Source organism: Streptomyces coerulescens (assembly GCF_042657965.1).
GTDB lineage: Bacteria > Actinomycetota > Actinomycetes > Streptomycetales > Streptomycetaceae > Streptomyces > Streptomyces coerulescens.
The window spans coordinates 198,455-223,263 of the sequence record NZ_JBHSKM010000004.1; the positions used below are offsets into that span (position 1 = coordinate 198,455).

Genomic DNA, 24,809 nt, shown 5'->3' on the forward strand with positions numbered 1-24,809 from the left:
AAGCGGGGGTGAGTCTGTCGACAAATCGCTCCCCAGGCCGCTTCGGAGTCCACCGACGCGCAAGTCACCCTTCGTCCACTCTTTTCCTTTGGGCAATCCTTTGGGGCGACCGTTTTCCACTCGAAAGTGCGGGTGGGACGGGTTTGTCCTGGGAATCCTCGACCTGATCACCGAGTTACGGAGTGATCAATTCCGACATCCACAGTCCGTCCACACACCCTGTGGATAACTCTTCGGAGGCTGGGGATTCCTGTGGACAACCGCGCCCCAAGTCCCGTTCTCCACAAGGGAATCGAGTCAACCGGGGACCGTGCGCCTTACCCGTTCCAGGGAGTGAGACGCCTTTTATTGACACCCCTCGCATTTACCCCATAACTGAATGTAAGCCGCAGTTCGGAATAGCGGGTCGTGGGCTGTCACCCCGCCCCGGTAGCCTTGAGCGCGTGATTGACCTTCGCCTGCTTCGTGAGGACCCCGACCGAGTGCGCGCCTCGCAGCGTGCCCGTGGAGAGGACGTCGCGCTCGTCGACGCCCTCCTGTCTGCCGACGAGCGGCGCAGGTCGTCCGGCGTCCGCTTCGACGAGCTGCGTTCCGAGCAGAAGTCGCTCGGCAAGCTCATCCCCAAGGCCTCCGGGGACGAGAAGGCCGAGCTGCTGAAGAAGGCGAGCCAGCTGGCCGCCGACGTCAAGGCGGCCGACGCCGAGCAGCACGAGGCCGACGAGGAGACCAAGCGCCTCGCCCTCCAGCTCGGCAACCTCGTCCACCCCGACGTGCCCGTCGGCGGCGAGGAGGACTTCGTCGTCCTGGAGACGCACGGCACCATCCGCGACTTCGGCGCCGAGGGCTTCGAGCCCAAGGACCACCTGGAGCTCGGCGAGGCCCTGGGCGCCATCGACGTCGAGCGCGGCGCCAAGGTCTCCGGCTCGCGCTTCTACTACCTCACCGGCGTCGGCGCCCTGCTGGAGCTGGCCCTGGTCAACGCGGCGATCGCCCAGGCCACCGAGGCCGGCTTCATCCCGATGCTGACCCCCGCGCTGGTCCGCCCGCGCGCCATGGAGGGCACCGGCTTCCTCGGCCAGGCCGCGGAGAACGTCTACCACCTGGAGAAGGACGACTACTACCTGGTCGGCACCTCCGAGGTCCCTCTCGCCGCGTACCACATGGACGAGATCCTGGAGGCCGACCAGCTGCCGCTGCGCTACGCCGGCTTCTCGCCGTGCTTCCGCCGCGAGGCCGGCACCTACGGCAAGGACACCCGCGGCATCTTCCGCGTGCACCAGTTCGACAAGGTCGAGATGTTCTCGTACGTCGCCCCCGAGGACGCGGAAAACGAGCACAAGCGGCTCCTGGAGTGGGAGAAGCAGTGGCTGACGGGCCTCGAGCTGCCCTTCCAGGTCATCGACGTGGCCTCCGGCGATCTCGGCGCGTCGGCGTCCCGCAAGTACGACTGCGAGGCGTGGATCCCGACCCAGGGCAAGTACCGCGAGCTGACCTCGGCCTCCAACTGCGACAGCTTCCAGGCCCGCCGCCTGTCCGTACGGCAGCGTGACGGCAAGAAGGTCCAGCCGCTGGCGACGCTCAACGGCACGCTGTGCGCCGTACCGCGCACCATCGTGGCGATCCTGGAGAACCACCAGCAGGCCGACGGCTCCGTCCGGGTCCCCGAGGTGCTGCGCCCGTACCTGGGCGGCCGGGAGGTCCTGGAGCCGGTCGCCAAGTGAGCGAGACGGCAATCGGCGGGGGTTCGTCCACCGGCTTCCCGTACCGGCTGATCGCGACCGACCTCGACGGAACGCTTCTGCGCTCCGACGAGTCGGTCTCCCGGCGCACCCGTGACGCCCTCGCCGCGGCCACGCAGGCCGGTGCCGCGCACATCGTGGTCACCGGCCGCGCGGTCCCCTGGACCCGGCACATCCTCGACGACCTCGGCTACCGGGGCCTCGCCGTGTGCGGCCAGGGGGCGCAGGTGTACGACGTCGGCGAGCACCGCTTGCTGACATCGGTGACCCTGGACCGCCAGCTGGCGGGTGTGGCACTGGCCAAGATCGAGGCGGAGGTCGGCCCGCTGTTCCTCGCGGCGAGCCGTGACGGCCTGGACGGCGATGTCCTGGTGGGGCCCGGGTACGCGGTCACGGGCAGCCTTCCGTCGACCCCGTTCACGGACGCGTCGGATCTGTGGACCGCCCCGCTGAACAAGATCTACATACAGCATCCCGACCTGACGGACGACGAGCTGGTCAAGGCCGCGCGCAAGGCCGCCGGCGGTTTCGTCACGGTGGCGATGGCGGGCGAGGGCATCGTGGAGCTGCTCCCCCTCGGCCTGTCCAAGGCGACCGGCCTGTCCCTGGCGGCCCGCCGCCTGGGCCTGAAGGCGGCGGACACGATCGCCTTCGGCGACATGCCCAACGACATCCCGATGTTCGCCTGGTCGGCGAGGGGCGTGGCCATGGCCAACGCCCACGAGGAACTCAAGTCCGTGGCCGACGAACTGACGACCTCCAACGAGCAGGACGGAATCGCGCTGGTACTGGAGCGTCTGCTGGGCTGAGGTCGTCGCGTGACCACGGGCCTTGTGCTGCTGGTCTCGCCCACGCGGCGGAGCCGCATATCGACACAGCCCCGCGCCCCTTTGGTGGGTTCACTCGCCCCTGGCTTCGAAGTGCTGCGCGGTCGCAGTCACAGCGTCTTGCGGAGGATGCACGAATCGAACGTGCGCGGGCTTGCAGCCCGACCACGGTTTAGCAAACCGGTGCCTTACCACTCGGCCAATCCTCCGGGTGGGCGGCCCACGCGAGAGCGACATCGCGTGCTCGAAGCGGCCGCCCCGGGCAGCTCCCCGTGCGGAACGGACTCTACGGAGGAGTAGGGATTACCCCGAAGTCCGCCGCCGGCTGCCCTGACGGGAGCTGGACGTACTGCCGTGCATGGACATCGTCCGGCTCCTCTCCCAGAACGTGGCGCCGGACTCACCGTCCGGCGATGTGGACATAACCACTGTGCCTGTACGCCGAGTTGGGCGCCACTGATTAAAGGGCCCGGGAAAGCCGCCGTACGCCCCTTATCGGCGCCGCCACTTGCGCCGTCGCGCCTTGCTGAAGAACCACCCGGCGGGCGGTTCGTCGGAGCGCCACGGCTGCGGTTCGGGCTCCTCCCGGCGCCAGCGCTCGGTCAGCATCCGGGCCCGGGCGGAGGGTTCCGCGGTCTCGGCGGCGCGGATGAAGTCGTCGTCCAGGACCAGGTCGTCCCAGGTGTCGTCCCCGGACTGTTCACGATCCTCGTGCGGTGACCTGCCGCCTGCCATCCCCGTCCTCCAGTTCGTGCAGTGCACCCCGTTCGCCCAGTGTGCCCGGACCCGGGTGAAGCCTCCGTCAGGAGCGGGCCCCTGAAGAGGCCCGCTCCTTTACGCTCCGCTTCTTTCTGTGAGCCGGCTCACTCACTCCTCGCCTGCGAGCGTCAGCGACCGCAGCTTCTGGCCCGCGTACCAGGTCGCGAGCACCGTGACCACCGCGAGCAGCACCGTGGCCGTCGTCAGGCCGACGTCGGACGTGACCAGGTCTCCGCCGGCGACCTTCTGCGCCACCGCCAACGACCACTGCTGGACGCTCAGCGTGCGCGCGCCCTCGACCAGGGAGCCGAACAGGGCCTCCCAGACGAGCGCGTAGACGAGACCGAAGACCACCGCGTGCCGGGACACCGTGCCCAGCAGTAGGAAGATCGCGGCGTAGGCGATGGAGGCGACCAGCGCGGCGACCGTGTAGGCGACGGCGATCTGCTGGCCGTTGCCGTTGAGGATGTACCCGGCGATGAAGGTGGGTAGCGCCGAGAACACCATCGTCACGGCGATCGCCACGATCAGCTTGGTGAAGATGATCGTCGGCCGCTTCACCGGCTTGGACAGCAGGTACACCACCGAGCTGTCGTCGATCTCCGGACCGATCGCGCCGGTGCCGGCGATGACGCCGATGATGGGCACCATGGTGGCCAGCGCCAGTCCGCCGAGCAGGTCGGACGCGGTCTGGTCGTCGGCTCCGGCCAGGGCACGCACCGCGATCGAGATCGCGATGAGCAGCAGGGGCAGCGCGCCCAGGATGAGGGCCCGGCGGCGGCCGAGCAGGGCTCGGTAGGTGAGCCGGGCGACTGTGGGGTCGTACATCTTCGGCCTCCTACGCCGCGACCAGATACGAGAAGACGGACTCGAGGGACTCGTCGGACGGCGAGACCGTGAGCAGGCGGATGCCGTGGTCCCGCGCCACCCTCGGCAGCAGCGTGGTGAAGCGGCCGAAGTCGACGGCCTGGATGTGCAGCGCGCCCTCGGCGAGGTCGACCTCGATGCCGGACGTCGACGGGTCGGCGATCAGCGCGGCCGCGAGGGTGCGGTCGTCGCTGGAGCGCACCAGGTAGCGGTGCGGGCGGTCGGTCATCAGGCGGCGGATCTTGCGGAAGTCACCGCTGGCCGCGTGCCGTCCGGCGACCACCACCTCGATGTGCCAGGCGAGTTGCTCGACCTCTTCGAGGATGTGGGACGAGAACAGCACCGTGCGGCCCTCGTCGCCCATCTTCCGCAGCAGGTCCATCAACTGCATGCGCTGGCGCGGGTCCATGCCGTTGAACGGCTCGTCGAGCAGCAGCAGCGAGGGGTTGTGCACGAGGGCACTCGCCATCTTCACGCGCTGGCGCATGCCCTTGGAGTACGTGGAGATCTTCCGGTCCTGCGCATACTCCATCTCGACCGTGGCGAGCGCCTTCTGGGCGGCCTTGTCGCCCAGGCCGTGCAACTCGGCGTTGGCGACGACGAATTCACGGCCGGTGAGGAAGTCGTACATCGCCTCGCGTTCGGGGACGATGCCGATGTGCTTGTAGATGGCCTCATTGCGCCAGGTCGGCTGTCCGTCGAGGGTGACGGTTCCGGTGGAGGGCGCCAGGAAGCCGCCCATCATGTTGATGAGGGTGGACTTTCCCGCGCCGTTGGGGCCGAGGAGGCCGGTGACGCCGGGGCCGATCGTCATGGTGATGTCGTTGACGGCGACCACATTGCCGAACCAGCGGGAGACATGGTCGATCTGGAGCGTGGTCACAGTCCCACCTTCTTGTAGCGGCGCATCAGGAGGCCGTAGCTGGCGGCGATCAGGCCCAGGCTGACGAGGACGTAGACGACGCCCTCACCGTTGCTCGGGCCCACGCCGCCGGGGAACGCGGAGGTCGCGCCCAGGAAGGCGGACTGCACACCGTCGATGAGCGTGACCGGCGAGAAGAGGCCGATCCAGGCGATGGCGCCGGAGCTGCCCCCGCCGTCGATGGCCTGCGCGTCGGCGATGGCCTGGAGCGTGGAGACGGCTCCGTAGGAGATGGTCATCACGGCGATCACCGCGGCGATGCCGAAGCCCCGGCGTGGTGTGACGGACGCGATGACCAGGCCGATGCCGGCGAACAGCAGCGAGAGCAGTGTCACGGACACGAGTCCCTGCGCGAATCCCTTGGTCTGGTCGGCGAAGTCGAGCTTGGCCAGCAGCGCGCCCACGTAGAGCACCAGCAGCGGGGCCGCGGTGAGGATGAACAGCGCGGAGGCCAGCGCGGCGAACTTCGCCCGGACGTAGTCCGCGGTCTCGATCGGCCGCGAGAAGTACAGCGGCACGGTCTTGAAGCGCAGGTCGCGGGAGACGGACTGGGGTGCCTGCGAGGCGACGTACAGGCTGATCACGGCCTGCATGATGATCGCGTAGCGCGTGTAGTCGACGGGCAGGTCCTTGGCCTTGGTGGCGACCGCGACGGCGACCATGATGGCCGCGGGCACGCACATCACCACGAACAGCAGCATCGGCAGCACCTTGGACTTCACCGAGCGGCCGAGGCCGTAGGCGCCGCGCAGGGACTGCGAGTACAGCGAGCGGGTCGCGTACGAGCGGCCGAGGCGGGGGCCGTCGTAGTTGCGGTAGCCGATGTTGTGGATCCGGGTCTGGTCACCCGACTGTGAGGCTACGGGGTGCTCAACCGCCATGGCCGACCGCCTCCTTCCGCTGTGCGCCGGCGTTCTGCCCGCCGTCGGTGAAGACCTCCGAGATGTGGTGCCGGCGCTGCTCCATGCGTACCAGGCCGAGGCCGAGGTCGGCGACCACGTCGCGCACCAGGTCGTAGGTCTCCTCGCCCTGCGCGGTGAGCAGCAGGATGTGACCGGCGCCAGGGAGTCCGCCTGCACCGTCGAGGACGTCCACCCCGCGCGCGTGGAGCGCGTCGCGCACCGCGCGGGTGCCGTCCGGGTGGTCGTCGCTGTCGGTGACCTCGATGGCGAGGGTCGTGGTGGTCTGGGTGAAGTCGGTGGTGGAGCTGGACCGCAGCAGCTTGCCGCCGTCGATGACGACGACGTGGTCGCAGGTGCGCTCCAGTTCGCCCAGCAGGTGCGAGGTGACCAGGACCGAGATGCCGAAGTCGGTGTGGATACGGCGGATCAGGCCGAGCATCTCGTCGCGGCCGACCGGGTCGAGGCCGTTGGTCGGCTCGTCCAGGAACACCAGCTGCGGGTCGTGCACCAGGGCCTGCGCCAGCTTCACGCGCTGCTTCATGCCGGTCGAGTAGCCGCCGATGGGGCGGTAGCGCTCCTCGTACAGGCCGACATGGCGCAGCGTGTCCGCGGTGCGCTCACGCGCGGCGGTGGGCGGCAGTCCGGACATCCGGGCCATGTGCACGACGAACTCGGTGGCCGAGACGTCGGGCGGCAGACAGTCGTGCTCCGGCATGTACCCGACCCGCTCACGGATGGCGCCGCCCTTGGTGGCGACGTCGAGTCCGAGCACTTCGGCACGGCCCTCGGTGGCGGGGGACAGACCCAGCAGGATCTTGATCATGGTGGACTTGCCGGCACCATTGGCTCCGACGAGTCCGGTCACCCCGGGCCCGATGTCCATGGTCAGCCGGTCAAGCGCGGTCACCCTGGGGAACCGCTTGCTCAGGCTTTCGGTCGCGATCACAGTCACACCACGAAGGTAGTGACACGGACCACGCCGGACGTCACCCCGCAGAGCTGTCTTGAAGTCACCCTCCAGGACTACGGGGCCCTAGGGGTCACCCTGAGGTCGAACAACGACGCCCCGGTTTTCCACATCATGAGTGTTTTCCACAGCCTTCGGCAGCCCTATTGACGCAGCCTCTAACAACTGTCACATTCACCGGTGTCAAGTTACGGACACGTACCGCAGTCGGTGTGGACAGGTGGGGCGGTGGCATGACTACGGCGGTTTCAGGCGAGCGCTCGGCGGCATCCGCGGAGTTGCAGGGGTTCAGAAGGGTCCAGCGGCTGGCGTACGAATGCGCCGAGGCCGTCGCGGCGCGGCTGGAGCCTGGCGTCACCGAGCGCGAGGCGGCGCGCATGCAGCGGGAGTGGCTGCGGGAGCGCGGCGTGCGCGACTGGTTCCATCTGCCCTTCGCCTGGTTCGGGGACCGCACGGCGTTCGTGAACTTCCGGATCCCGTTGCAGTTCTTCCCCACCAACCGCCGCCTGGAGCCCGGGATGCCGTTCATCCTGGACATGGCACCCGTGTACGACGGCTATACGGCCGACATCGGCTACTCCGGCTCGCTCGGCATCAACCCGGTCCAGGACAGGCTGATGGCCGACCTGGAGGCGCACCGGGAGCTGATCCTGCGCGAGGTCCGCGAGCGGCGGCCGCTGCGGGAGATCTACGAGGACGTGGACCGCCTCATGGTCCGCCAGGGCTACGCCAACCGGCACCGCGCCTATCCCTTCGGCGTGATCGCGCACAAGGTCGACCGGGTCGCCGAACGCCGCTGGTCGGCGCATGTGTTCGGGTTCGGCACCCAGTCCCTGAAGGGCCTGGCGAGCGACGCGCTGCACGGTCACCGCGAGGGCTGGTCGCCGCTGTGGTCGCCGTACCGCTTCTCCGACCACCCGCCGCAGCCGGGTCTGTGGGCGGTCGAACCCCACCTGGGTTTCCGGGGCACCGGCGCGAAGTTCGAGGAGATCCTGGTCGTCACCGACTCCGCGGACCCCGAGCAGAGCGCCTTCTGGCTGGACGACGATCTGCCGCACGTGCGGCGCTGGGCGGAGGAGAAGTGACGGTGCCGTTGACGCTTCAGGGCGCGCGTGAGCGCGTCGTACGGACCGGCGGCGTCGAGCTGTGCGTCGCCGAGCTGGGCGATGCCGGGCAGCCGACGGTGATGCTGGTGCACGGCTATCCGGACAGCAAGGAGGTGTGGTCCGAGGTCGCCCCACGGCTGGCCGACCGCTTCCACGTCGTGCTGTACGACGTCCGCGGCCACGGCCGGTCCACGGCGCCGAAGCCGCTGCGGGGCGGGTTCACGCTGGAGAAGCTGACGGACGACTTCCTGGCTGTCGCGGACGCGGTCAGCCCGGACCGGCCCGTGCACCTGGTCGGGCACGACTGGGGCTCGGTGCAGTCCTGGGAGTTCGCCACGGTCAAACGCACCGAGGGCCGGATCGCCTCCTTCACCTCGATGTCCGGGCCGTCCCTCGACCACTTCGGCCACTGGATCAACCAGCGCGTCAAGCGCCCGACCCCGCGCCGCGTGGGCCAGCTCCTCGGCCAGGGCGCCAAGTCCTGGTACGTGTACCTGCTGCACACGCCCGTGCTGCCCGAACTGGCCTGGCGAGGCCCCCTCGGCAAGCGCTGGCCGCGCATCCTGGAGCGCGTGGAGCAGGTCCCCGGCGGCGACTACCCGACCCCGTCCCTGCCGACGGACGCGGCCCGCGGAGCATGGCTGTACCGCGACAACGTACGGTCGCGGCTGACCCGGCCGCGCCAGGACGCGTACGCGCACGCGCCCGTGCAGCTCATCACGCCCCTCGGGGACGCGTTCCTGTCGGAGCGGCTCTACGACGACCTGGAGCTGTGGGTTCCGCAGCTGACCCGGCGCACGCTGTCGGCGAAGCACTGGATACCGCGCACCCGGCCCGACCAACTGGTCTCCTGGATCACGGAGTTCGTGACGTCCGTCGAGGGCGGGCGACCGGCAGGGGTGACGGCGACCGGGAAGTACGCCGACCGCTTCGGCGGGCAGCTCGTGCTGGTCACCGGCGCGGGCAGCGGCATCGGGCGGGCGACGGCGTACGCGTTCGCCGAAGCGGGCGCACGCGTGGTGGCCGTCGACCGGGACGCGGAGTCCGCGGGCCGCACCGCCGAGATGTCCCGGCTGATCGGGGCGCCCGAGGCCTGGGCGGAGACGGTGGACGTCTCCGACGAGCAGGCCATGGAGAAGCTCGCCGCGCGCGTGGCCGCCGAGTACGGCGTGGTGGACGTGCTGGTGAACAATGCCGGCATCGGCCTGTCGGGCTCCTTCTTCGACACCACACCCGAGGACTGGAAGAAGGTCCTCGACGTCAATCTGTGGGGTGTCATCCACGGCTGCCGGCTCTTCGGCAAGCAGATGGCCGAACGCGGACAGGGCGGCCACATCGTCAACACCGCGTCGGCGGCGGCCTTCCAGCCCTCCAAGGCGCTGCCCGCGTACAGCACCTCCAAGGCGGCCGTACTGATGCTGAGCGAGTGCCTGCGCGCGGAACTGGCGGGGCAGGGGATCGGCGTCACGGCGATATGCCCGGGCCTGGTCAACACCAACATCACCTCGACCGCGCACTTCGCCGGCGTCGACGCCGAGGAGGAGAAGCGGCGCCAGAAGAAGTCCGCGCGGCTGTACGGGCTGCGGAACTATCCGCCGGAGAAGGTCGCCGACGCGATCCTGCGGGCGGTGGTGCGCGGCGAGGCCGTCGTACCGGTGACGCCGGAGGCGCGCGGGGCGTATTTGATGTCGCGGTTCACGCCGAGGGCCCTGCGCAGGATCGCGCGGCTCGAGCCGCCGTTGTGAGTCCTGGGGGCGGCGGAACTGTGCGCGGAGGTTGAGGGGTTCGCGGGGAGCGGGGCGTCGGGGCTTTCCCGACAGGGCTGTTGAGCTGGATCGGGCCTGCCCGGAAGGGCTGCTGAGCTGGATCGGGCCGTCCCCCGATGAGCTGCCTGGCTGGATCGGGGCTTCCCCGAGATGGCTGTTGAGCTGGGTGGGAGGGTCGGTGCGGTGGCCCTCGGATGCGCGCGGAGGTGGACCGGCGTGGACAAGACCTACCGGATCGAGGACCTGGCGCACCTCAGCGGTGCCACCGTCCGCACCATCCGCGCCTACCAGGACCGTGGCCTGCTCCCCCGCCCCGAGCGCCGAGGCCGCGCCAACCTCTACTCCGACGCCCATCTCGTCCGGCTGCGCCAGATCGCCGACCTCCTGGACCGCGGCTACACCCTGGCCTCCATCAAGGAGCTCCTGGAGGCCTGGGACGCCGGCCGCGGACTGGGCGGAGTGCTCGGGCTGGCGGCCGAGGTGGACGGGCCGTGGACCGACGAGGAGGCGGTGCGGATCTCCCGTGCCGAGTTGGACGAGCGCTTCGGCGGCGCTCCTGACGACGCGGCGGTGGCCGACGCCGTGGAGCTCGGCGTGCTGGAGCCGGTGCCCGGCGACGAGGGCTCGTTCGTCGTGCCGAGCCCTCAAGAGCTGGCCGTGGCCGTCGAGTTGTACGCCGCAGGCGTGCCGCTGTCCGCGATCTCGGGCCATCTACGGGAGTTGAGGGGACAGGTCGAGCACATCGCCGCCCGTTTCCTGGAGTTCACCACCGAGCACGTCTTCGCCCGCTACCTCGACGGACCGCACCGTCCGACGGACGACGAAGCGGCCGAAGCGGCCTCGCTGGTACGACGGCTGCGCCCGCTCGCCCAGCACACGGTGGACGCGGAACTCGCCCGCGCCATGCGTCTGTTGGCGGGCCGGCACCTACGTCAGCATCTGGGCGCGGTCGAGGACCCGCATTCCCGGAAAATTGATCGAAATATAGCGATTCCCGCAAAGACAATGGAGGCTGTGGAAGCCTTGGTTGGCCCGGAGGGTGCCGCCGAGTTCATCACACTGGCCGCCGAACGCGAGGTGCGGGCGCGGGCCTTGGACCGGCTTGCCGCAATTCACAGCCCGTCAGGTGATCTTGACGAAACCCCGTGAAGTGAACGCTCGTTGTCCACAGAATCGCCAATTCCCCTGTGGATAACCGCACTTGGTTGTGGATCAAACATCGAGAGCGAAATCATTCGCGTGATTCCCGTCGCGACCGGCAGGCTATCGGCATGGACGAAAGACGCACCGTGAAGGTGTCGAAGTACCTCTCGAAGCACCTGCGCCATCAGCCCGAGCGCATCGGGCTGACTCTCGACGAGGGCGGCTGGGTCGAGATCGACACGCTGATCGCCGCCGCGACCGCGCACGGATTCCGGTTCACCCGGGAAGAGCTGGACCACGTGGTCGCCGCCAACGACAAGAAGCGCTTCGCGATCGAGGGCACGCGGATCCGGGCCAGTCAGGGCCACAGCGTGGACGTGGACCTCGGACTGCCCCCGGCGACCCCGCCGCCGTACCTCTACCACGGCACCGTGGCCGGCAACCTGGACGCGATCCGCAGCGAGGGGCTCAGGCCGATGAACCGGCACGACGTGCACCTCTCGGCCGACCGCGAGACCGCGACACGGGTCGGCGCCCGACGCGGCCGCCCGGTGGTGCTCTCCGTGGACACCGGCGCCATGCACCGCGACGGCCATGTCTTCCACGTCAGCGCGAACGGGGTGTGGCTGACGAAGGCTGTGCCACCGGAGTACCTGCGCTTCCCCGAGGCGCACTGACCCTCCCGGGAGCGCCACGGTGACTCCCGGCAGGGTGACTCCCGGCCCGGAGACTCCCAGGCGCCGGACTCAGACTCCCGGCCGCCGGCCCAGGGCCCAAGTCCCCGACTCCGAGCCCCCACCCCCGGGCCCCGGCCCCCGCCCCGAATTGCCCGCTTCCCCGCATGAGCTGACCCCCGGTCCGGCATGATCAGTGGTATGGACCAATTTTCCACCACCGAGTCCGCCGTCACCGCGCTCCGCGCCCTCGCCGCCGAGTACGGTCGCGAGATCGAGGTGAGCCATGACATCGGCGCCGACCAGACCTCCCGCCGCAGCGCCGCCGGTGTCGGTATCACCGTGGACCCGGACGGCTCGCTGCCCCATGAGGCGTACGTCGATCTGGGCGGCTCGCCCCGGGTGAGCGTGCGGCTCTTCCCGGAGGACGACGCGCTGATCACCGTCGAGGGCATCGAGTGCCCCGACGTCCCCCGCGACGACGTGCCCGCCTTCGTCCGCTCCGTCTTCGACGGGCTCGCCCACGTCAAGGCGCGCCGTTTCCCTCCGGGCTACTTCCTGATCGTGCCGCTGCCGGGCGACCGGACCCATCGCGAGTTCATGCCGGTGATCACCCTCACTCCGTGGCTGAGCAGCCGCGTGCGGTGACCGTTTCACGTGAAACCCGTTCGGCCGCATACGCTCGGACACATGAGTCTGCGCCTGAGCACCGTGATCCTCCCGTACCGCCGCTGGTCCGAAGGGGGTCGCACGGCATGGCAGCGGGCGGAGCAGCTCGGTTTCCACGCCGCGTACACCTACGACCACCTGTCCTGGCGCAGCTTCCGGGACGGCCCGTGGTTCGGTGCCGTGCCGACCCTGGCCGCCGCTGCGGCCGTCACCGACCAGCTGCGGCTGGGCACCCTGGTGACCTCCCCGAACTTCCGGCACCCGGTGACCCTCGCCAAGGAACTGATCTCCCTCGACGACGTCTCCGGCGGACGGATCACGCTCGGTATCGGTGCCGGTGGCACCGGCTTCGACGCCACCACGCTCGCCCAGGAGCCCTGGACGCCGCGTGAGCGTGCCGACCGTTTCGCCGAGTTCGTCACACTGCTGGACCGGCTGCTCTCCGAGGACTCGGTGTCCTACGAGGGCGACTTCTACTCGGCGCACGAGGCCCGCAACATCCCGGGCTGTGTGCAGCGGCCCCGGCTGCCCTTCGCGGTGGCCGCGACCGGGCCGCGCGGGCTGCGGCTGGCGGCGCAGTACGGGCAGGCCTGGGTGACCACGGGCGACCCGAAGGTGAGTGAGAGCGGCACCCCCGAGCAGTCGTTTCAGGCCATTCGCGGGCAGGTCGAGAAGCTGTCCGACGCGTGCGCCACGATCGGCCGGAACGTGACCGACCTCGACAAGGTGCTGCTCACCGGATTCACCCCGGAACGCAACGGTGTGCTGGAGTCGCTCGACGCGTTCGTGGACTTCGCGGGACGCCATCAGGAGCTCGGGTTCACCGAGATCGTGGTCCACTGGCCGATCCCCGACTCGGACTTCGCGGCCGACGAGAAGGTCTTCGAGCAGATCGCCATGGAAGCGGCGGCACAGCTGCGGTGAGCACGGCGGCCGCATTTGGGCGTGACAGTGCTGGTGAGGGCGGTGCCGACGGTGTTCACAGGGACGGGATCTCCTCAGGGACCGCCTCAGATGTGCGGACTGCCGCACGACCGTGCAGGCATATGCGGGAGAATGACGCGGTGACCTCAGCGACTCGACAGCCCCAGAACCCGGACGCCGCCGTGCGCCCGCGGCTCATCGCCACCGACCTGGACGGCACCCTGCTGCGGGACGACAAGTCCGTCTCCCCGCGCACGGTCGCCGCGCTGGCCGCCGCCGAGGAGGCGGGCATCGAGGTGTTCTTCGTCACCGGCCGCCCCGCCCGCTGGATGAACGTCGTCAGCGACCATGTCCACGGTCATGGCCTGGCGATCTGCGGTAACGGCGCCGCCGTGGTCGACCTGCACGGCGGCCCCGGCGCCCACCGTTTCGTGAAGGTACGGGAGCTGGCGCGGGAGAACGCGCTGGACGCCGTACGGCTGCTGCGGGACTCGGCGCCGGGCACGGTGTACGCGGTGGAGCAGACGTACGGGTTCTACCAGGAGCCGGACTATCCCAAGCTGCACATGGAGATACCGGACAACCTCGCGCCGGCCGAGCAGCTCCTGGCACCGGACGCTCCCGGCGCCGGCGAGCCCGTGCTCAAGATCCTCGCCTATCACCCCACGCTCGACCCCGACGCCTTCCTCACCCTGGCCCGCCTCGCCATCGGCGACCGCGCCAATGTCACCCGCTCCAGCCCCAGCGCCCTGCTGGAGATCAGCGGCCCCGGCGTTTCCAAGGCGAGCACGCTGGCCCTGTGCTGTGCCGAGCGCGGTATCTCGCACGAGGAGGTCGTGGCCTTCGGGGACATGCCCAACGATGTCGAGATGCTGACGTGGGCGGGCCGGTCGTACGCGATGGGCAACGCCCACCCGGACGTCGTCGCCGCCGCGTCGGGACGGACCGTCGACAACAACGAGGACGGGGTCGCGGTGATCATCGAGCGGATGCTGGCCGAGCGCGGCTAGGTCTGCCGCGACGGCCGCATGATCCGCCGGGCAGGCCCTGGCGCTATCCGAGCGGCGCTCCCCGGTCCGCCAGCCACGGCACGGGATCGACCGCCGAGCCCATCTCCGGGGTGATGCGCACCTCGAAGTGCAGATGCGGGCCGGTGGAGTTGCCGCTCGTGCCAGACTGGCCGATCCACTGTCCGGTGTTGACGCGCTCGCCCTGGTCGATGGCGACCGCGGCGAGATGGGCGTACTGCGTGTAGTAGCCGTCCGTGTGCTGGACGACGACCTCCATGCCGAACGCTCCGCCGCACGACACCCTGGCCACGCGTCCGTCCCCGGCCGCACGCACCGGTGTGCCGATCGGCACCGCGAAGTCCTGCCCGGTGTGCCGGTTCGCCCACCGCGACCCGCCGCTGCCGAACGAGGCGGACAGCTCGTACGACTCCACCGGCGTGGTCCACGCGCCGTCGACCTCCTTGTCCTCCTGGTCGAGCCGCACGGCACCGGGGCAGGAGCCGGCGGCCACGGAGGCGTCGGCCTGGCCCTGCAACTCCCAGCGCGCCTCTTCGAGCTTCTCCTCGATACCACTCTTCAGTTCGGCGAGCTCCGTGTTGCGCTTCTCCAGGACCTGCCAGGCGGCCTCGGCCTTGGCCTCGTCCTTGGCGAGCCGGTTCTCGGCGCGACGGCTCTTCTCGATGGCGTTGTTGACGGCCAGGTTCGTCTGCGAGAACACCCGCTGACCGCGCATCAGCTGCTCCGGGCTCGACGCGAGGATGAGCTGCGCGGTCAATGGCATCCCGCCGCTGGTGCGGTACTGGGCACGCGCGATCCGGCCCAGGTCCTCACGCAGGGCGCCGATCTCCCGTCGCTCACGGTCGAGCAGCTTTTCGATCCGCTGCGCGTGCGCCCGTTGCTCCTCCGCCTCCTGCCGCCCCGCCTCGTACCGCTTCGTCGCCCGCGCCACTTCCTCGTACAGCTTCACCACTTGCGCGCTGAGGCCGCGGCCGCTGCCGCTGCCGCCATGCGTGTCCGAGTCGTCGGCGACGGCTTCGGCCGGCCTGGCCACGAGGAGCGCGAGCGCACACAGCAGCGCCGGAACGACCTGAAGGCGACCGCGATATGAGCGCATGTCAGCGATCCTGACCCGCAAGTCGGGTCGGAGCCTGTTCAGGTCGTACACCTGGGGGACGATGTGACGCGGACGGGCCAGTGCGGCAGTTGATGTGATGAGCCGATATGCGGCTAGGGCGCCCCCACCAACAGGTCCGCCGCCTCTTCCCGCTCCACCATCCCCCGCAGCGGCCCCTGCACGGCGGCGAGCTCCGCGAACGTCCCTCGCTGCACCGCGCGCCCCTCGTCCAGCACGACCACCTCGTCCACGGCCTCCAGGCCGGCCAGCCGGTGCGTGATGAGCAGGGTCGTACGGCCCTCGGTCGCCGCCAGCAGGTCGGCGGTGAGAGCGTCGGCGGTCGGAAGGTCCAGATGCTCGGCGGGCTCGTCCAGCACGAGGACGGGGAAGTCGGCGAGCAGCGCGCGTGCCAGCGCCAGCCGCTGCCGCTGCCCGCCCGACAGCCGCGCCCCATGCTCGCCCACGAGCGTGTCCAGCCCGTCGGGCAGACCGTCGACCCAGTCCAGCAGCCGCGCGCGGCCCAGGGCGTCACGCAGGTCGGCCTCGGTGGCGTCCTTCCTGGCGAGGAGCAGGTTCTCGCGCACGGAGCTGTCGAAGAGGTGCGCGTCCTGCGCGCACAGCCCGACGAGCCGCCGCACGTCGTCGCCGTCGAGCGCGTAGGCGTCGACACCGCCCAGCGTGTACGAGCCCGCGTCCGCGTCCAGGAAGCGCAGCAGGGCCTGTGCCAGCGTCGTCTTGCCGGATCCGGACGGTCCGACGACCGCGATCCGGCGGCCCTCCTCCAGGGTCAGGTCGAGCCCGGCGAGCGCGTCCCGTTCCTGCCCCGCGTGACGGGCGGTCAGGCCCCTGACGGCGACCGGGAAGGGCGATGCGGGCGCCTTCCTGGGACGCTCCGGTTCCCGTACGGGCTCGGGTGCGTCCAGGACCTCGTGGACCCGCTCGGCGCTCTTGCGCACCCGCTGGCGGTACTGCACGGCGAGCGGCATCCCGAGGACCGCCTCGAAGGCGGCCAGCGGGGTGAGCACGACCACGGCCGTCGTCACGCCACTCAGCCGCCCGTCCACGACGGCCTGGGCGCCCACGAGGGCGGTTGCGGCGACGGTGATCCCGGAGATCAGCGCGGTGAGCCCGTCCCCGAGCGCGGTCGCGGTGGCGGCGCGCGAGGCGATCCGGGTGAGGGTCCCGTCGGCCCGGCGCGCCTCGGCCGTACGGCTGGGCAGCGCGCCCGCGACGGTCAGTTCCGCGGTGCCGGTGAGGAGGTCCGTCACGCGCGTCGCAAGGACTCCCCGGGCGGGGGCCAGCCTGCGCTCGGCGCGGCGGGCGACGGCACCGGTGACGAGCGGGACGCCGAGCCCGGCCGCCAGCAGCCCCGCCGCGAGGACCGCGCCGGCCTCGGGCAACAGCCAGGCCGTGAAGCCGACGGCCCCCGCGGACACGACCGTCGCGGCGGCGGCGGGCAACAGCCAGCGCAGCCAGTAGTCCTGAAGGGCGTCCACATCGGCGACGAGTCTCGACAGCAGATCGCCCCGCCGGGTGCGACGCAGCCCGGCGGGCGCCAGCCGCTCAAGGCGCCGGTACACGGCGACCCGGGTGTCGGCCAGCATGCGCAGCACCGCGTCGTGCGACACCAGCCGCTCGGCGTACCGGAACACGGCCCGCCCGATGCCGAAGGCCCGCGTCGCCGTCACGGCGACCATCAGATAGAGCACCGGCGGCTGCTGCGAGGCTCGCGAGATGAGCCACCCGGAGGTGGCCATCAGACCGACGGCACTGCCGAGCGCCAGACTGCCCAGCAGCAGCGCCAGGGCGAGCCGGCCGCGTCGGGGGCCGGACATGGCACGGACGCGGGCGAGGACACCGCGCGCGTCCGCGGCGAGCGGTACGTCTTCGGCATCCGCGCCGGCAGGCTCTCCGTGCGCTTCGCCGCCCTCGTTCCGAGGGGTGACGGGCGCTTCGGCCTTGGGCAGGCCATCCGCATTGGACAGGGCATCCGCCCGACCGGGCGCCGCTGGCTCGGCGAGCCGTACCACCCGGTCCGCCACCCCCAGCAGCGCCGGCCGGTGCACGACCAGCAGCACCGTCCGGCCCACGGCGAGGCGTCGCACGGCCCCCACGACCTCGGCCTCGGTGGCGCCGTCGAGCGCGGCCGTCGGCTCGTCCAGCAGCAGGACGGGCCGGTCCGCGAGGAACGCCCGGGCCAGCGCGAGCCGCTGCCGCTGGCCCGCGGACAGCCCGGTCCCGTCCTCGCCCAGCACGGTGTCGACGCCCCCGGGCAGCGCGTCCACGAACTCCAGCGCTCCGGCATCCGCCAGCGCCCGCCGCACGGCCGCGTCGTCGGCGTCGGGACGCGCCAGCCGTACGTTCTCGGCGATGGTCCCGGCGTACAGGTGCGGGCGCTGCGGCACCCAGGCGATGCGCGAGCGCCACTCCGCCAGTTCGAGTCCGGTGAGATCGGCTCCCCCGACCAGCACCCGCCCGTGGGTCGGCCGCACGAACCCCAACAGCACATTGAGGAGCGTCGACTTGCCCGCGCCGCTCGGCCCGACGAGCGCGACCGTCTCGCCGGGCTCGACGGCGAAGGACACGTTCGACACGGCGTCGGCCGTGCGGCCGGGGTAGCGGACGGAGACCTGCTCGAACGACACCCCACCGGTCGGCACCGCCGCGGTCCCGGACGCCTGCACCGGTGTCTCCAGCACCTCGAAGATCTCCTCGGCCGCGGAGAGCCCTTCGGCCGCCGCGTGGTACTGGGCGCCCACCTGGCGCAGCGGGAGATAGGCCTCGGGCGCCAGCACGAGGATGACCAGGCCGTCGTACAGATGCATCTCGCCGTGGACGAGGCGCATGCCGATCGTGACGGCCACCAGCGCCACCGACAGCGTGGAGAGCAGTTCGAGCGCGAAGGAGGAGATGAAGGCGATCCGCAGGGTGCGCATCGTCGCCCTGCGGTACTCACCGGTGATCCGCCGGATCGAGTCGGCCTGTGCCTTGGCCCGGCCGAACACCTTCAGGGTCGGCAGGCCGGCGACGACGTCGAGGAAGTGGCCGGACAGCCGGGAGAGCAACTGCCACTGACGGTCCATCCGTGACTGCGTGGCCCAGCCGATCAGCATCATGAAGATCGGGATGAGCGGCAGGGTGCCGACGATGATGGCCGCCGAGACCCAGTCCTCGGTCACGATCCGCGCCAGCACCGCGATCGGTACGACGACCGCGAGGCCCAACTGCGGCAGATAACGCGAGAAGTAGTCGTCGAGGGCGTCGACCCCCCGGGTGGCGAGGGCGACCAGCGATCCGGTCCGCTGCCCGCTCAGCCACCCGGGACCCAGCTCGGCGGCACGCTCCAGCAGCCGCCCCCGCAGCTCCGACTTCACCGCCGCGCTCGCGCGGTGGGCGGCGAGTTCGGTGAGCCAGGCGACCACCGCACGACCGATCGCGACCGCCACCAACAGCAGTAGGGGAGTGCGCAGTTCAGCGGCCGACATGCCGTGCTGGAACGCCCCCACCACCGTCTCGGCGATGAGCATCGCCTGCGCGATGACCAGTACCGCCCCGACGACGCCCAGACCGACGACCGCGATCAGGAAGAGGCGGGTGGCACGGGCGTATCGCAGGAGACGTGGGTCGATTGGTTTCACGTGAAACACACCTCAGTGCACGGTTTCAGCGATGTGCTGCGTACCGATCCGCTTGCGGAAGACCCAGTAGGTCCAGCCCTGGTAGAGCATCACGATCGGCGTGGCGATCACCGCGCACCAGGTCATGATCTTCAGGGTGTAGGGGCTCGACGAGGCATTGCTGACCGTCAGGCTCCAGTCCTCATTGAGCGAGGACGGCATGACGTTCGGGAAGAGCGTCAGGAAGAGCATCGCCACGGCGGCCACGATGGTGACGCCGGAGAAGGCGAACGACCATCCCTCGCGCCCGGCCTGGTTCGCCGCAAGCGCCGCGACCAGCGCCACGACGGCCACGATCAGCGCGGCCAGGCTCTGGCCGTCGCCGTTGTCGATCTGCGTCCAGAGCAGGAAGACCGCGGCCAGCACGGCGGTCGCGAGTCCGAGCCACAGCGCCAGCTTCCGCGCCCGCTCCCGGATCTCCCCCACGGTCTTGAGCGCGGTGAACACCGCACCGTGGAAGGTGAAGAGCGAGAGCGTCACCAGGCCGCCGAGGAGCGCGTACGGGTTGAGCAGATCGGGGACGGTACCGACGTACTCATGGCTCGCGTCGATCTTCACGCCCCGCACGATGTTGGCGAAGGCCACGCCCCACAGGAACGCCGGGAGCAGCGAGCACCAGAAGATGGCCTGCTCCCAGTTGCGCTGCCACTTCTCCTCGGGCCGCTTCGCCCGGTACTCGAAGGCGACACCCCGGACGATCAGGCAGACCAGGATGAGCAGCAGCGGCAGATAGAAGCCGGAGAAGAGCGTCGCGTACCACTCGGGGAAGGCCGCGAAGGTGGCGCCGCCCGCCGAGAGCAGCCACACCTCGTTGCCGTCCCAGACGGGGCCGATGGTGTTGATCAGCACCCGCCGCTCGGGCCGGTTGCGGGCCAGCAGCCTGGTGAGGACGCCGACCCCGAAGTCGAAGCCCTCCAGGAAGAAGTAGCCGATCCACAGGACCGCGATCAGGACGAACCAGACGTCGTGAAGTTCCATGACTGTGCAGCTCCCTCTGCCTAGTACGAGAAGGCCATCGGCTTGTCGGCGTCAGGGGAGTCGCCGCCGATCTTCTTGGGCGGGTTCAGGTCGGCTTCCGTCAGCTCGGGCGGGCCGGCCTTGACGTACTTCGCTAGGAGCTTGACCTCGACGACGGCGAGGATGGCGTAGAGCGTGGTGAAGACGATCATCGAGGTGAGGACCTCGCCCTGGGAGACACCGGGGGAGACCGCGTCGCGGGTGCGCAGGACGCCGTAGACGACCCAGGGCTGGCGGCCCATCTCGGTGAAGATCCAGCCCCAGGAGTTGGCGATCAGCGGGAAGGCCAGGGTCCAGATCGCGATGCGCCAGTACCACTTGGTCAGCTTCGGGCCGAGCGCCTTGTTCGGGAGCAGCACCAGATGCGGCACTTCGTCCTCACCGACCCTGAGGTGCTGCGGCAGCATGAACTTCTTGCGGGTCAGCCAGAGTCCGGCCACTCCGACGGCGAGCGATGCCATACCGAAGCCGATCATCCAGCGGAAGCCCCAGTAGGCGACGGGGATGTTGGGCCGGTAGTCGCCGGGGCCGTACTTCTCCTGCTCGGCCTTGTTGACGTCGTTGATACCGGGGACGTACGAGGTGAAGTCGTCCTTGGCCAGGAAGGACAGCAGACCGGGGATCTCTATGGCGACCTTGTTGTGGCCCTTGTCGACGTCACCGACGGCGAAGATCGAGAAGGGGGCCGGCTTCTCGCCGTCCCACAGGGCCTCGGCCGCGGCCATCTTCATCGGCTGCTGCTCATACATGATCTTGCCGAGCGTGTCACCGCTGACGGCGGTGAGCAGGCCGCCGATGGCGACGGTGACCAGGCCGAGCCTGAGCGAGGTCTTCATCTCGCGGATGTGCTTCTTGCGCAGCAGGTGGAAGGCGGAGATGCCGACCATGAACGCGCCGCCGGTGAGGAAGGCCGCCGACAGGGTGTGGAAGGCCTGCGCGAGCGCGGTGTTCTGGGTCAGCACGAGCCAGAAGTCGGTGAGCTCGGCCCGTCCCCTGGCCTCGTTGATCTTGTAGCCGACAGGGTGCTGCATCCAGGAGTTGGCCGCCAGGATGAAGTACGCCGACAGGATCGTGCCGATGGAGACCATCCACATACAGGCCAGGTGGATCTTCTTCGGCAACTTGTCCCAGCCGAAGATCCACAGCCCGATGAACGTGGACTCGAAGAAGAAGGCGATCAGCGCCTCGAAGGCGAGTGGAGCACCGAAGACGTCTCCGACGAAGCGGGAGTAGTCGGACCAGTTCATGCCGAACTGGAACTCCTGGACGATGCCGGTGACGACGCCCATCGCGATGTTGATCAGGAAGAGCTTGCCCCAGAACTTCGTCAGCCTGAGGTACTTCTCCTTCTCCGTGCGCACCCAGGCGGTCTGCAGCCCGGCCGTGAGGGCGGCCAGCGAGATCGTCAGAGGGACGAACAGGAAGTGGTAGACGGTGGTGATGCCGAACTGCCACCGCGCCAGGGTCTCCGGCGCCAAAGCCAGGTCCACGTCGCTGCTCCTTACCTACGCTTGTGAAAGCGTTCACATTCACAAGCAATTATGCAGCACCGGCCTTCCAGGCCCCCAAGGGGGGTCCCTCGTTCAGCGCAACCCCTTGGCGAGAACTTCAACATATTGTTGAATCGCCAGCATGCAGACCCAGACACCGCTTCAAATACGAATCTCCTGGCCCTCGGGGCACCTCACCGCGACCCTCGACGACACCGCAACCTCGCAAGCCCTCAGCAAGGCCCTCCCACTCAGCTCCACTGCTCGCACTTGGGGCGAGGAGGTGTACTTCGACACAGGCGTGTCCGTTTCACGTGAAACGGACGCCCGACAGGTGGTCGAGCCTGGCACAGTCGCCTTCTGGACGGACGGCGACGCGCTCGCGCTCCCCTACGGACCGACACCGATCTCGCGAGGCGCCGAGTGCCGCCTCGCGAGCCCGTGCAACATCCTGGGCCGCCTCGACGGCGACGCCCGCCTGCTGGCGACGGTCCGCGACGGCGACCCCGTGCGCGTGGAACTGGTGGACGCGTGACCGTGCCGACGTAGCACCCGCGGCCGACCGTGGCCGCGGAGCCCCTAGAGCTCCTTCCGGAACCCTTCCGCCACCTTCAGGAAGATGTCGTTCGCCTCGGCCTCTCCGATCGTCACCCGCACACCCTCGCCCGGGAACGGCCGGATCACCACGCCCGCCTGCTCACACGCCTGGGCGAAGGCCACCGTGCGCTCCCCCAGCCGCAGCCACACGAAGTTGGCCTGGGTCTCGGGCACCGTCCAGCCCTGGGCCCGTAGCCCCTCGCCCACACGGTTGCGCTCACACACCAGCGACCCGACCCGGCCGAGCAGTTCGTCCTCGGCACGCAGCGAGACGATGGCCGCGTCCTGCGCGAGCTGGCTCACCCCGAAGGGCACGGCCGTCTTGCGCAGGGCCGCCGCGACCGGCTCCTGGGCGATCGCGAAACCGACGCGCAGACCGGCTAGGCCGTAGGCCTTGGAGAAGGTCCGCAGCACACAGACGTTCGGCCGCTCGCGGTAGATCTCCACGCCGTCCGGCACCTCGGGGTCACGGATGAACTCGCGGTACGCCTCGTCCAGCACCACCAGGACATCGCTCGGCACCCGGTCGAGGAACCGCTCCAGCTCGGCCCGCTTCACGACCGTGCCCGTCGGGTTGTTCGGGTTGCAGACGAAGATCAGCCTGGTGCGGTCGGTGATGGCGGCGGCCATCGCGTCCAGGTCGTGCACCTCACCCGCCGTCAGCGGCACCTGCACGGAGGCGGCACCGCTGATCTGCGTGATGATCGGGTACGCCTCGAAGGACCGCCAGGCGTAGATGACCTCGTCGCCAGGGCCGGCGGTGGCCTGGATCAGCTGCTGGGCGACACCGACCGAGCCGGTGCCGGTGGCCAGGTGGGAGAGCGGGACACCGAAGCGCTCGGACAGCTCGTTCATCAGCCCCGTGCACATCATGTCCGGGTAGCGGTTGAAGGACGAGGCGGTGGCGAGCACGGTCTCCATCACGCCGGGCAGCGGCGGATAGGGGTTCTCGTTGGAGGACAGCTTGTAGGCCACCGGGCCACCGGCCGCGGCAGGCTTGCCCGGCTTGTAGGTGGGGATTCCCTCCAGCTCGGCGCGCAGCTTGGGGCTCGTCTCGCTCACCGCAGTCCTCCTCGCGACCACCGGCGGCCCATCACCACCGCCGGCTCCAATACTTCTCACCTTATGAGGATTCCGCGCCGATGCGTACAGGTGAGGAAGAGCCCGATCTCCACCGGTGGGGCAGACCCGTCCGCTGATCACATCTGTCACACCAGCATCAGGGGCATCGTCGTACGAAGGCGCACGAATCAGGGGGCGCGCCACACATATATCTACGCGCCGGTGGCTCGCTCCGTGGCGCGCATCCCCCGTGCAGGTGAGTTGAGACCTCTTCGAAACATCGGACACTTGGCAGGCCCATGCGCGCCGACAAGCCACGTCTTGCCATTGGATCGTTCAACTCCCTTGCTTTCAAAGGAATCTGACGGTCTATGACCTTGCAGAAACGTGCCTGTCAACGATTGCATATGCGTCCGCACTACCCCACCGCATGAGCCCTACTATCGGCTCGCCATGACAGCAGCAGGGAAGCACCAGGTGAGCCGCGCGGAAACCTCACGTCGAGGCAGTCGGCCCGGTCGAGCGGGCATCAGAGACGTGGCTGCCGCCGCCGGAGTCTCCATCACGACCGTCTCCGACGCCCTCAACGGCAAGGGCCGGCTCCCCGACGCCACCCGACGCCATGTCCGCGAGGTCGCCGACCGGCTGGGCTACCGGCCCTCGGCGGCGGCCCGAACACTCCGTACCGGCAAGTCGGGACTCATCGGCCTGACCGTGACGACGTACGGGGATGAACCTTTCACCTTCACCGAGTTCGCGTACTTCGCCGAGATGGCCCGCGCGGCCACCTCGGCCGCGCTCGCCCGCGGCTACGCCCTCGTGATCCTCCCCGCGACCTCGCGCCACGACGTGTGGTCGAACGTCGCCCTCGACGGCACGGTCGTCATCGACCCGTCCGACCAGGACCCGGTCGTCAGCGAACTGGTCAGACAGGGCCTCCCGGTCGTCTCCGACGGGCGCCCCGCCGGTTCGCTTCCGGTCACGGCGTGGGTCGACAACGACCACGAGGCCGCCGTGATGGGCATCCTCGACCACCTGGCCGACGCGGGCGCCCGCCGGATCGGTCTGCTGACCGGAACCACGACGGACACGTACACCCATCTGTCGACCACGGCGTATCTGCGCTGGTGCGAACGGGTCGGGCAGGACCCGGTGTACGAGGCCTACCCGGCGCACGACCCGTGCGCGGGCGCCGTCGCCGCCGACCGGCTGCTCGCCAGGCCCGACCGGCCCGACGCCGTCTACGGACTGTTCGACCCGAACGGCACGGACCTGCTCGCCGCCGCCCGCCGATACGGCCTGCGCGTACCGGACGACCTGCTTCTGGTGTGCTGCAGCGAGTCCACGGTGTACGCCAACACCGAGCCGCCCATCACCACGCTCTCGCTCAAGCCCCGCCGCATCGGAACGGCGGTGGTCCAGCTCCTCATCGACGCCATCGAGGGGGTCGAGTCGGACCAGCCGGTCGAGCAGGTGATACCGACGGAGTTGATCGTGCGTACCTCGTCCCAGCGACGCCCGCCGCGTACGACAGTCAGTCCGCCGCGGTCACCCGAGGAACCCTAGGCGCGCGCCGA

The 24,809-nt window shown here is 69.8% G+C and carries 21 protein-coding genes and 1 tRNA gene; 11 read left to right on the forward strand and 11 right to left on the reverse strand.

Annotated elements, in window-relative coordinates:
* Positions 1 to 443: 443 nt before the first annotated feature.
* Entirely contained in the window at positions 444 to 1,721 is a 1,278-nt protein-coding gene (gene serS, locus ACFPQ9_RS09305; protein ID WP_380849586.1) for a serine--tRNA ligase, read from the forward strand.
* Positions 1,718 to 2,548, forward strand: a complete 831-nt coding sequence (locus tag ACFPQ9_RS09310; RefSeq protein WP_380849589.1) for an HAD family hydrolase — start codon at positions 1,718 to 1,720, stop codon at positions 2,546 to 2,548. The genes serS and ACFPQ9_RS09310 overlap by 4 nt, the downstream gene beginning before the upstream one ends.
* 141 nt (positions 2,549 to 2,689) lie before the next feature.
* Here ACFPQ9_RS09310 and ACFPQ9_RS09315 read toward each other — a convergent pair.
* The 6 genes from ACFPQ9_RS09315 to ACFPQ9_RS09340 form a co-directional block, all read right to left on the reverse strand.
* A tRNA-Ser gene (locus ACFPQ9_RS09315) sits at positions 2,690 to 2,775 on the reverse strand.
* Between the two features lie 283 nt (positions 2,776 to 3,058).
* Positions 3,059 to 3,301, reverse strand: a complete 243-nt coding sequence (locus tag ACFPQ9_RS09320) for an SGM_3592 family protein (RefSeq protein WP_380849592.1) — start codon at positions 3,299 to 3,301, stop codon at positions 3,059 to 3,061.
* A gap of 132 nt (positions 3,302 to 3,433) precedes the next feature.
* The gene (locus ACFPQ9_RS09325) at positions 3,434 to 4,153 is read right to left on the reverse strand and encodes an ABC transporter permease subunit (RefSeq protein WP_380849595.1); all 720 of its coding nucleotides are present in this window, start codon (positions 4,151 to 4,153) and stop codon (positions 3,434 to 3,436) included.
* A 10-nt stretch (positions 4,154 to 4,163) separates the two neighbouring features.
* Entirely contained in the window at positions 4,164 to 5,075 is a 912-nt protein-coding gene (locus ACFPQ9_RS09330; RefSeq protein WP_380849598.1) for an ABC transporter ATP-binding protein, read from the reverse strand.
* Positions 5,072 to 5,995: an ABC transporter permease subunit gene (locus tag ACFPQ9_RS09335; protein WP_380849601.1), complete on the reverse strand. Its 924-nt coding sequence runs from the start codon at positions 5,993 to 5,995 to the stop codon at positions 5,072 to 5,074. The genes ACFPQ9_RS09330 and ACFPQ9_RS09335 overlap by 4 nt, the downstream gene beginning before the upstream one ends.
* The gene (locus ACFPQ9_RS09340) at positions 5,985 to 6,962 is read right to left on the reverse strand and encodes an ABC transporter ATP-binding protein (RefSeq protein WP_380850070.1); all 978 of its coding nucleotides are present in this window, start codon (positions 6,960 to 6,962) and stop codon (positions 5,985 to 5,987) included. Before ACFPQ9_RS09340 ends, ACFPQ9_RS09335 begins: the two co-directional genes overlap by 11 nt.
* 254 nt (positions 6,963 to 7,216) lie before the next feature.
* Here ACFPQ9_RS09340 and ACFPQ9_RS09345 point away from each other — a divergent pair, with 254 nt between their 5' ends.
* From ACFPQ9_RS09345 to ACFPQ9_RS09375, 7 genes are all read left to right on the forward strand, one after another.
* On the forward strand, positions 7,217 to 8,068 hold the full coding sequence (locus tag ACFPQ9_RS09345; protein ID WP_380849604.1) for a M24 family metallopeptidase: 852 nt from the start codon (positions 7,217 to 7,219) through the stop codon (positions 8,066 to 8,068).
* A gap of 8 nt (positions 8,069 to 8,076) precedes the next feature.
* Entirely contained in the window at positions 8,077 to 9,834 is a 1,758-nt protein-coding gene (locus tag ACFPQ9_RS09350) for an SDR family oxidoreductase (RefSeq protein ID WP_380850073.1), read from the forward strand.
* A gap of 171 nt (positions 9,835 to 10,005) precedes the next feature.
* Positions 10,006 to 11,004: a MerR family transcriptional regulator gene (locus ACFPQ9_RS09355; protein WP_380849607.1), complete on the forward strand. Its 999-nt coding sequence runs from the start codon at positions 10,006 to 10,008 to the stop codon at positions 11,002 to 11,004.
* 122 nt (positions 11,005 to 11,126) lie between these two features.
* On the forward strand, positions 11,127 to 11,675 hold the full coding sequence (locus ACFPQ9_RS09360) for an RNA 2'-phosphotransferase (RefSeq protein WP_380849610.1): 549 nt from the start codon (positions 11,127 to 11,129) through the stop codon (positions 11,673 to 11,675).
* A gap of 198 nt (positions 11,676 to 11,873) precedes the next feature.
* Positions 11,874 to 12,320, forward strand: coding sequence for a hypothetical protein (locus tag ACFPQ9_RS09365; protein WP_380849613.1), 447 nt, complete (start codon positions 11,874 to 11,876; stop codon positions 12,318 to 12,320).
* 42 nt (positions 12,321 to 12,362) lie between these two features.
* Positions 12,363 to 13,265 (forward strand): LLM class flavin-dependent oxidoreductase, encoded by a 903-nt coding sequence (locus tag ACFPQ9_RS09370; protein ID WP_380849616.1) that lies wholly within the window; start codon positions 12,363 to 12,365, stop codon positions 13,263 to 13,265.
* A 122-nt stretch (positions 13,266 to 13,387) separates the two neighbouring features.
* Positions 13,388 to 14,275 (forward strand): Cof-type HAD-IIB family hydrolase, encoded by an 888-nt coding sequence (locus ACFPQ9_RS09375; RefSeq protein WP_380849619.1) that lies wholly within the window; start codon positions 13,388 to 13,390, stop codon positions 14,273 to 14,275.
* A 43-nt stretch (positions 14,276 to 14,318) separates the two neighbouring features.
* Here the strand turns inward: ACFPQ9_RS09375 and ACFPQ9_RS09380 are convergent, their stop codons facing one another.
* From ACFPQ9_RS09380 to ACFPQ9_RS09395, 4 genes are all read right to left on the reverse strand, one after another.
* Entirely contained in the window at positions 14,319 to 15,389 is a 1,071-nt protein-coding gene (locus tag ACFPQ9_RS09380; RefSeq protein ID WP_380849622.1) for a M23 family metallopeptidase, read from the reverse strand.
* Positions 15,390 to 15,502: 113 nt separating this feature from the next.
* Complete coding sequence (cydD, locus tag ACFPQ9_RS09385) at positions 15,503 to 19,027, reverse strand: thiol reductant ABC exporter subunit CydD (RefSeq protein WP_380849625.1); 3,525 nt, start codon at positions 19,025 to 19,027, stop codon at positions 15,503 to 15,505.
* Positions 19,028 to 19,039: 12 nt separating this feature from the next.
* Entirely contained in the window at positions 19,040 to 20,044 is a 1,005-nt protein-coding gene (gene cydB / locus ACFPQ9_RS09390; RefSeq protein WP_380849628.1) for a cytochrome d ubiquinol oxidase subunit II, read from the reverse strand.
* 20 nt (positions 20,045 to 20,064) lie between these two features.
* Positions 20,065 to 21,573 carry a cytochrome ubiquinol oxidase subunit I gene (locus ACFPQ9_RS09395; protein ID WP_380849631.1) on the reverse strand — a complete coding sequence of 503 codons (1,509 nt, stop codon included), beginning with the start codon at positions 21,571 to 21,573 and terminating at the stop codon, positions 20,065 to 20,067.
* A 142-nt stretch (positions 21,574 to 21,715) separates the two neighbouring features.
* Here ACFPQ9_RS09395 and ACFPQ9_RS09400 point away from each other — a divergent pair, with 142 nt between their 5' ends.
* The gene (locus tag ACFPQ9_RS09400) at positions 21,716 to 22,108 is read left to right on the forward strand and encodes a cyclophilin-like fold protein (protein ID WP_380849634.1); all 393 of its coding nucleotides are present in this window, start codon (positions 21,716 to 21,718) and stop codon (positions 22,106 to 22,108) included.
* 44 nt (positions 22,109 to 22,152) lie between these two features.
* Here ACFPQ9_RS09400 and hisC read toward each other — a convergent pair whose 3' ends face one another.
* On the reverse strand, positions 22,153 to 23,232 hold the full coding sequence (gene hisC, locus ACFPQ9_RS09405) for a histidinol-phosphate transaminase (RefSeq protein ID WP_380849637.1): 1,080 nt from the start codon (positions 23,230 to 23,232) through the stop codon (positions 22,153 to 22,155).
* Between the two features lie 453 nt (positions 23,233 to 23,685).
* Here hisC and ACFPQ9_RS09410 point away from each other — a divergent pair, with 453 nt between their 5' ends.
* On the forward strand, positions 23,686 to 24,798 hold the full coding sequence (locus ACFPQ9_RS09410; protein ID WP_380849640.1) for a LacI family DNA-binding transcriptional regulator: 1,113 nt from the start codon (positions 23,686 to 23,688) through the stop codon (positions 24,796 to 24,798).
* Positions 24,799 to 24,809 lie beyond the last annotated feature (11 nt).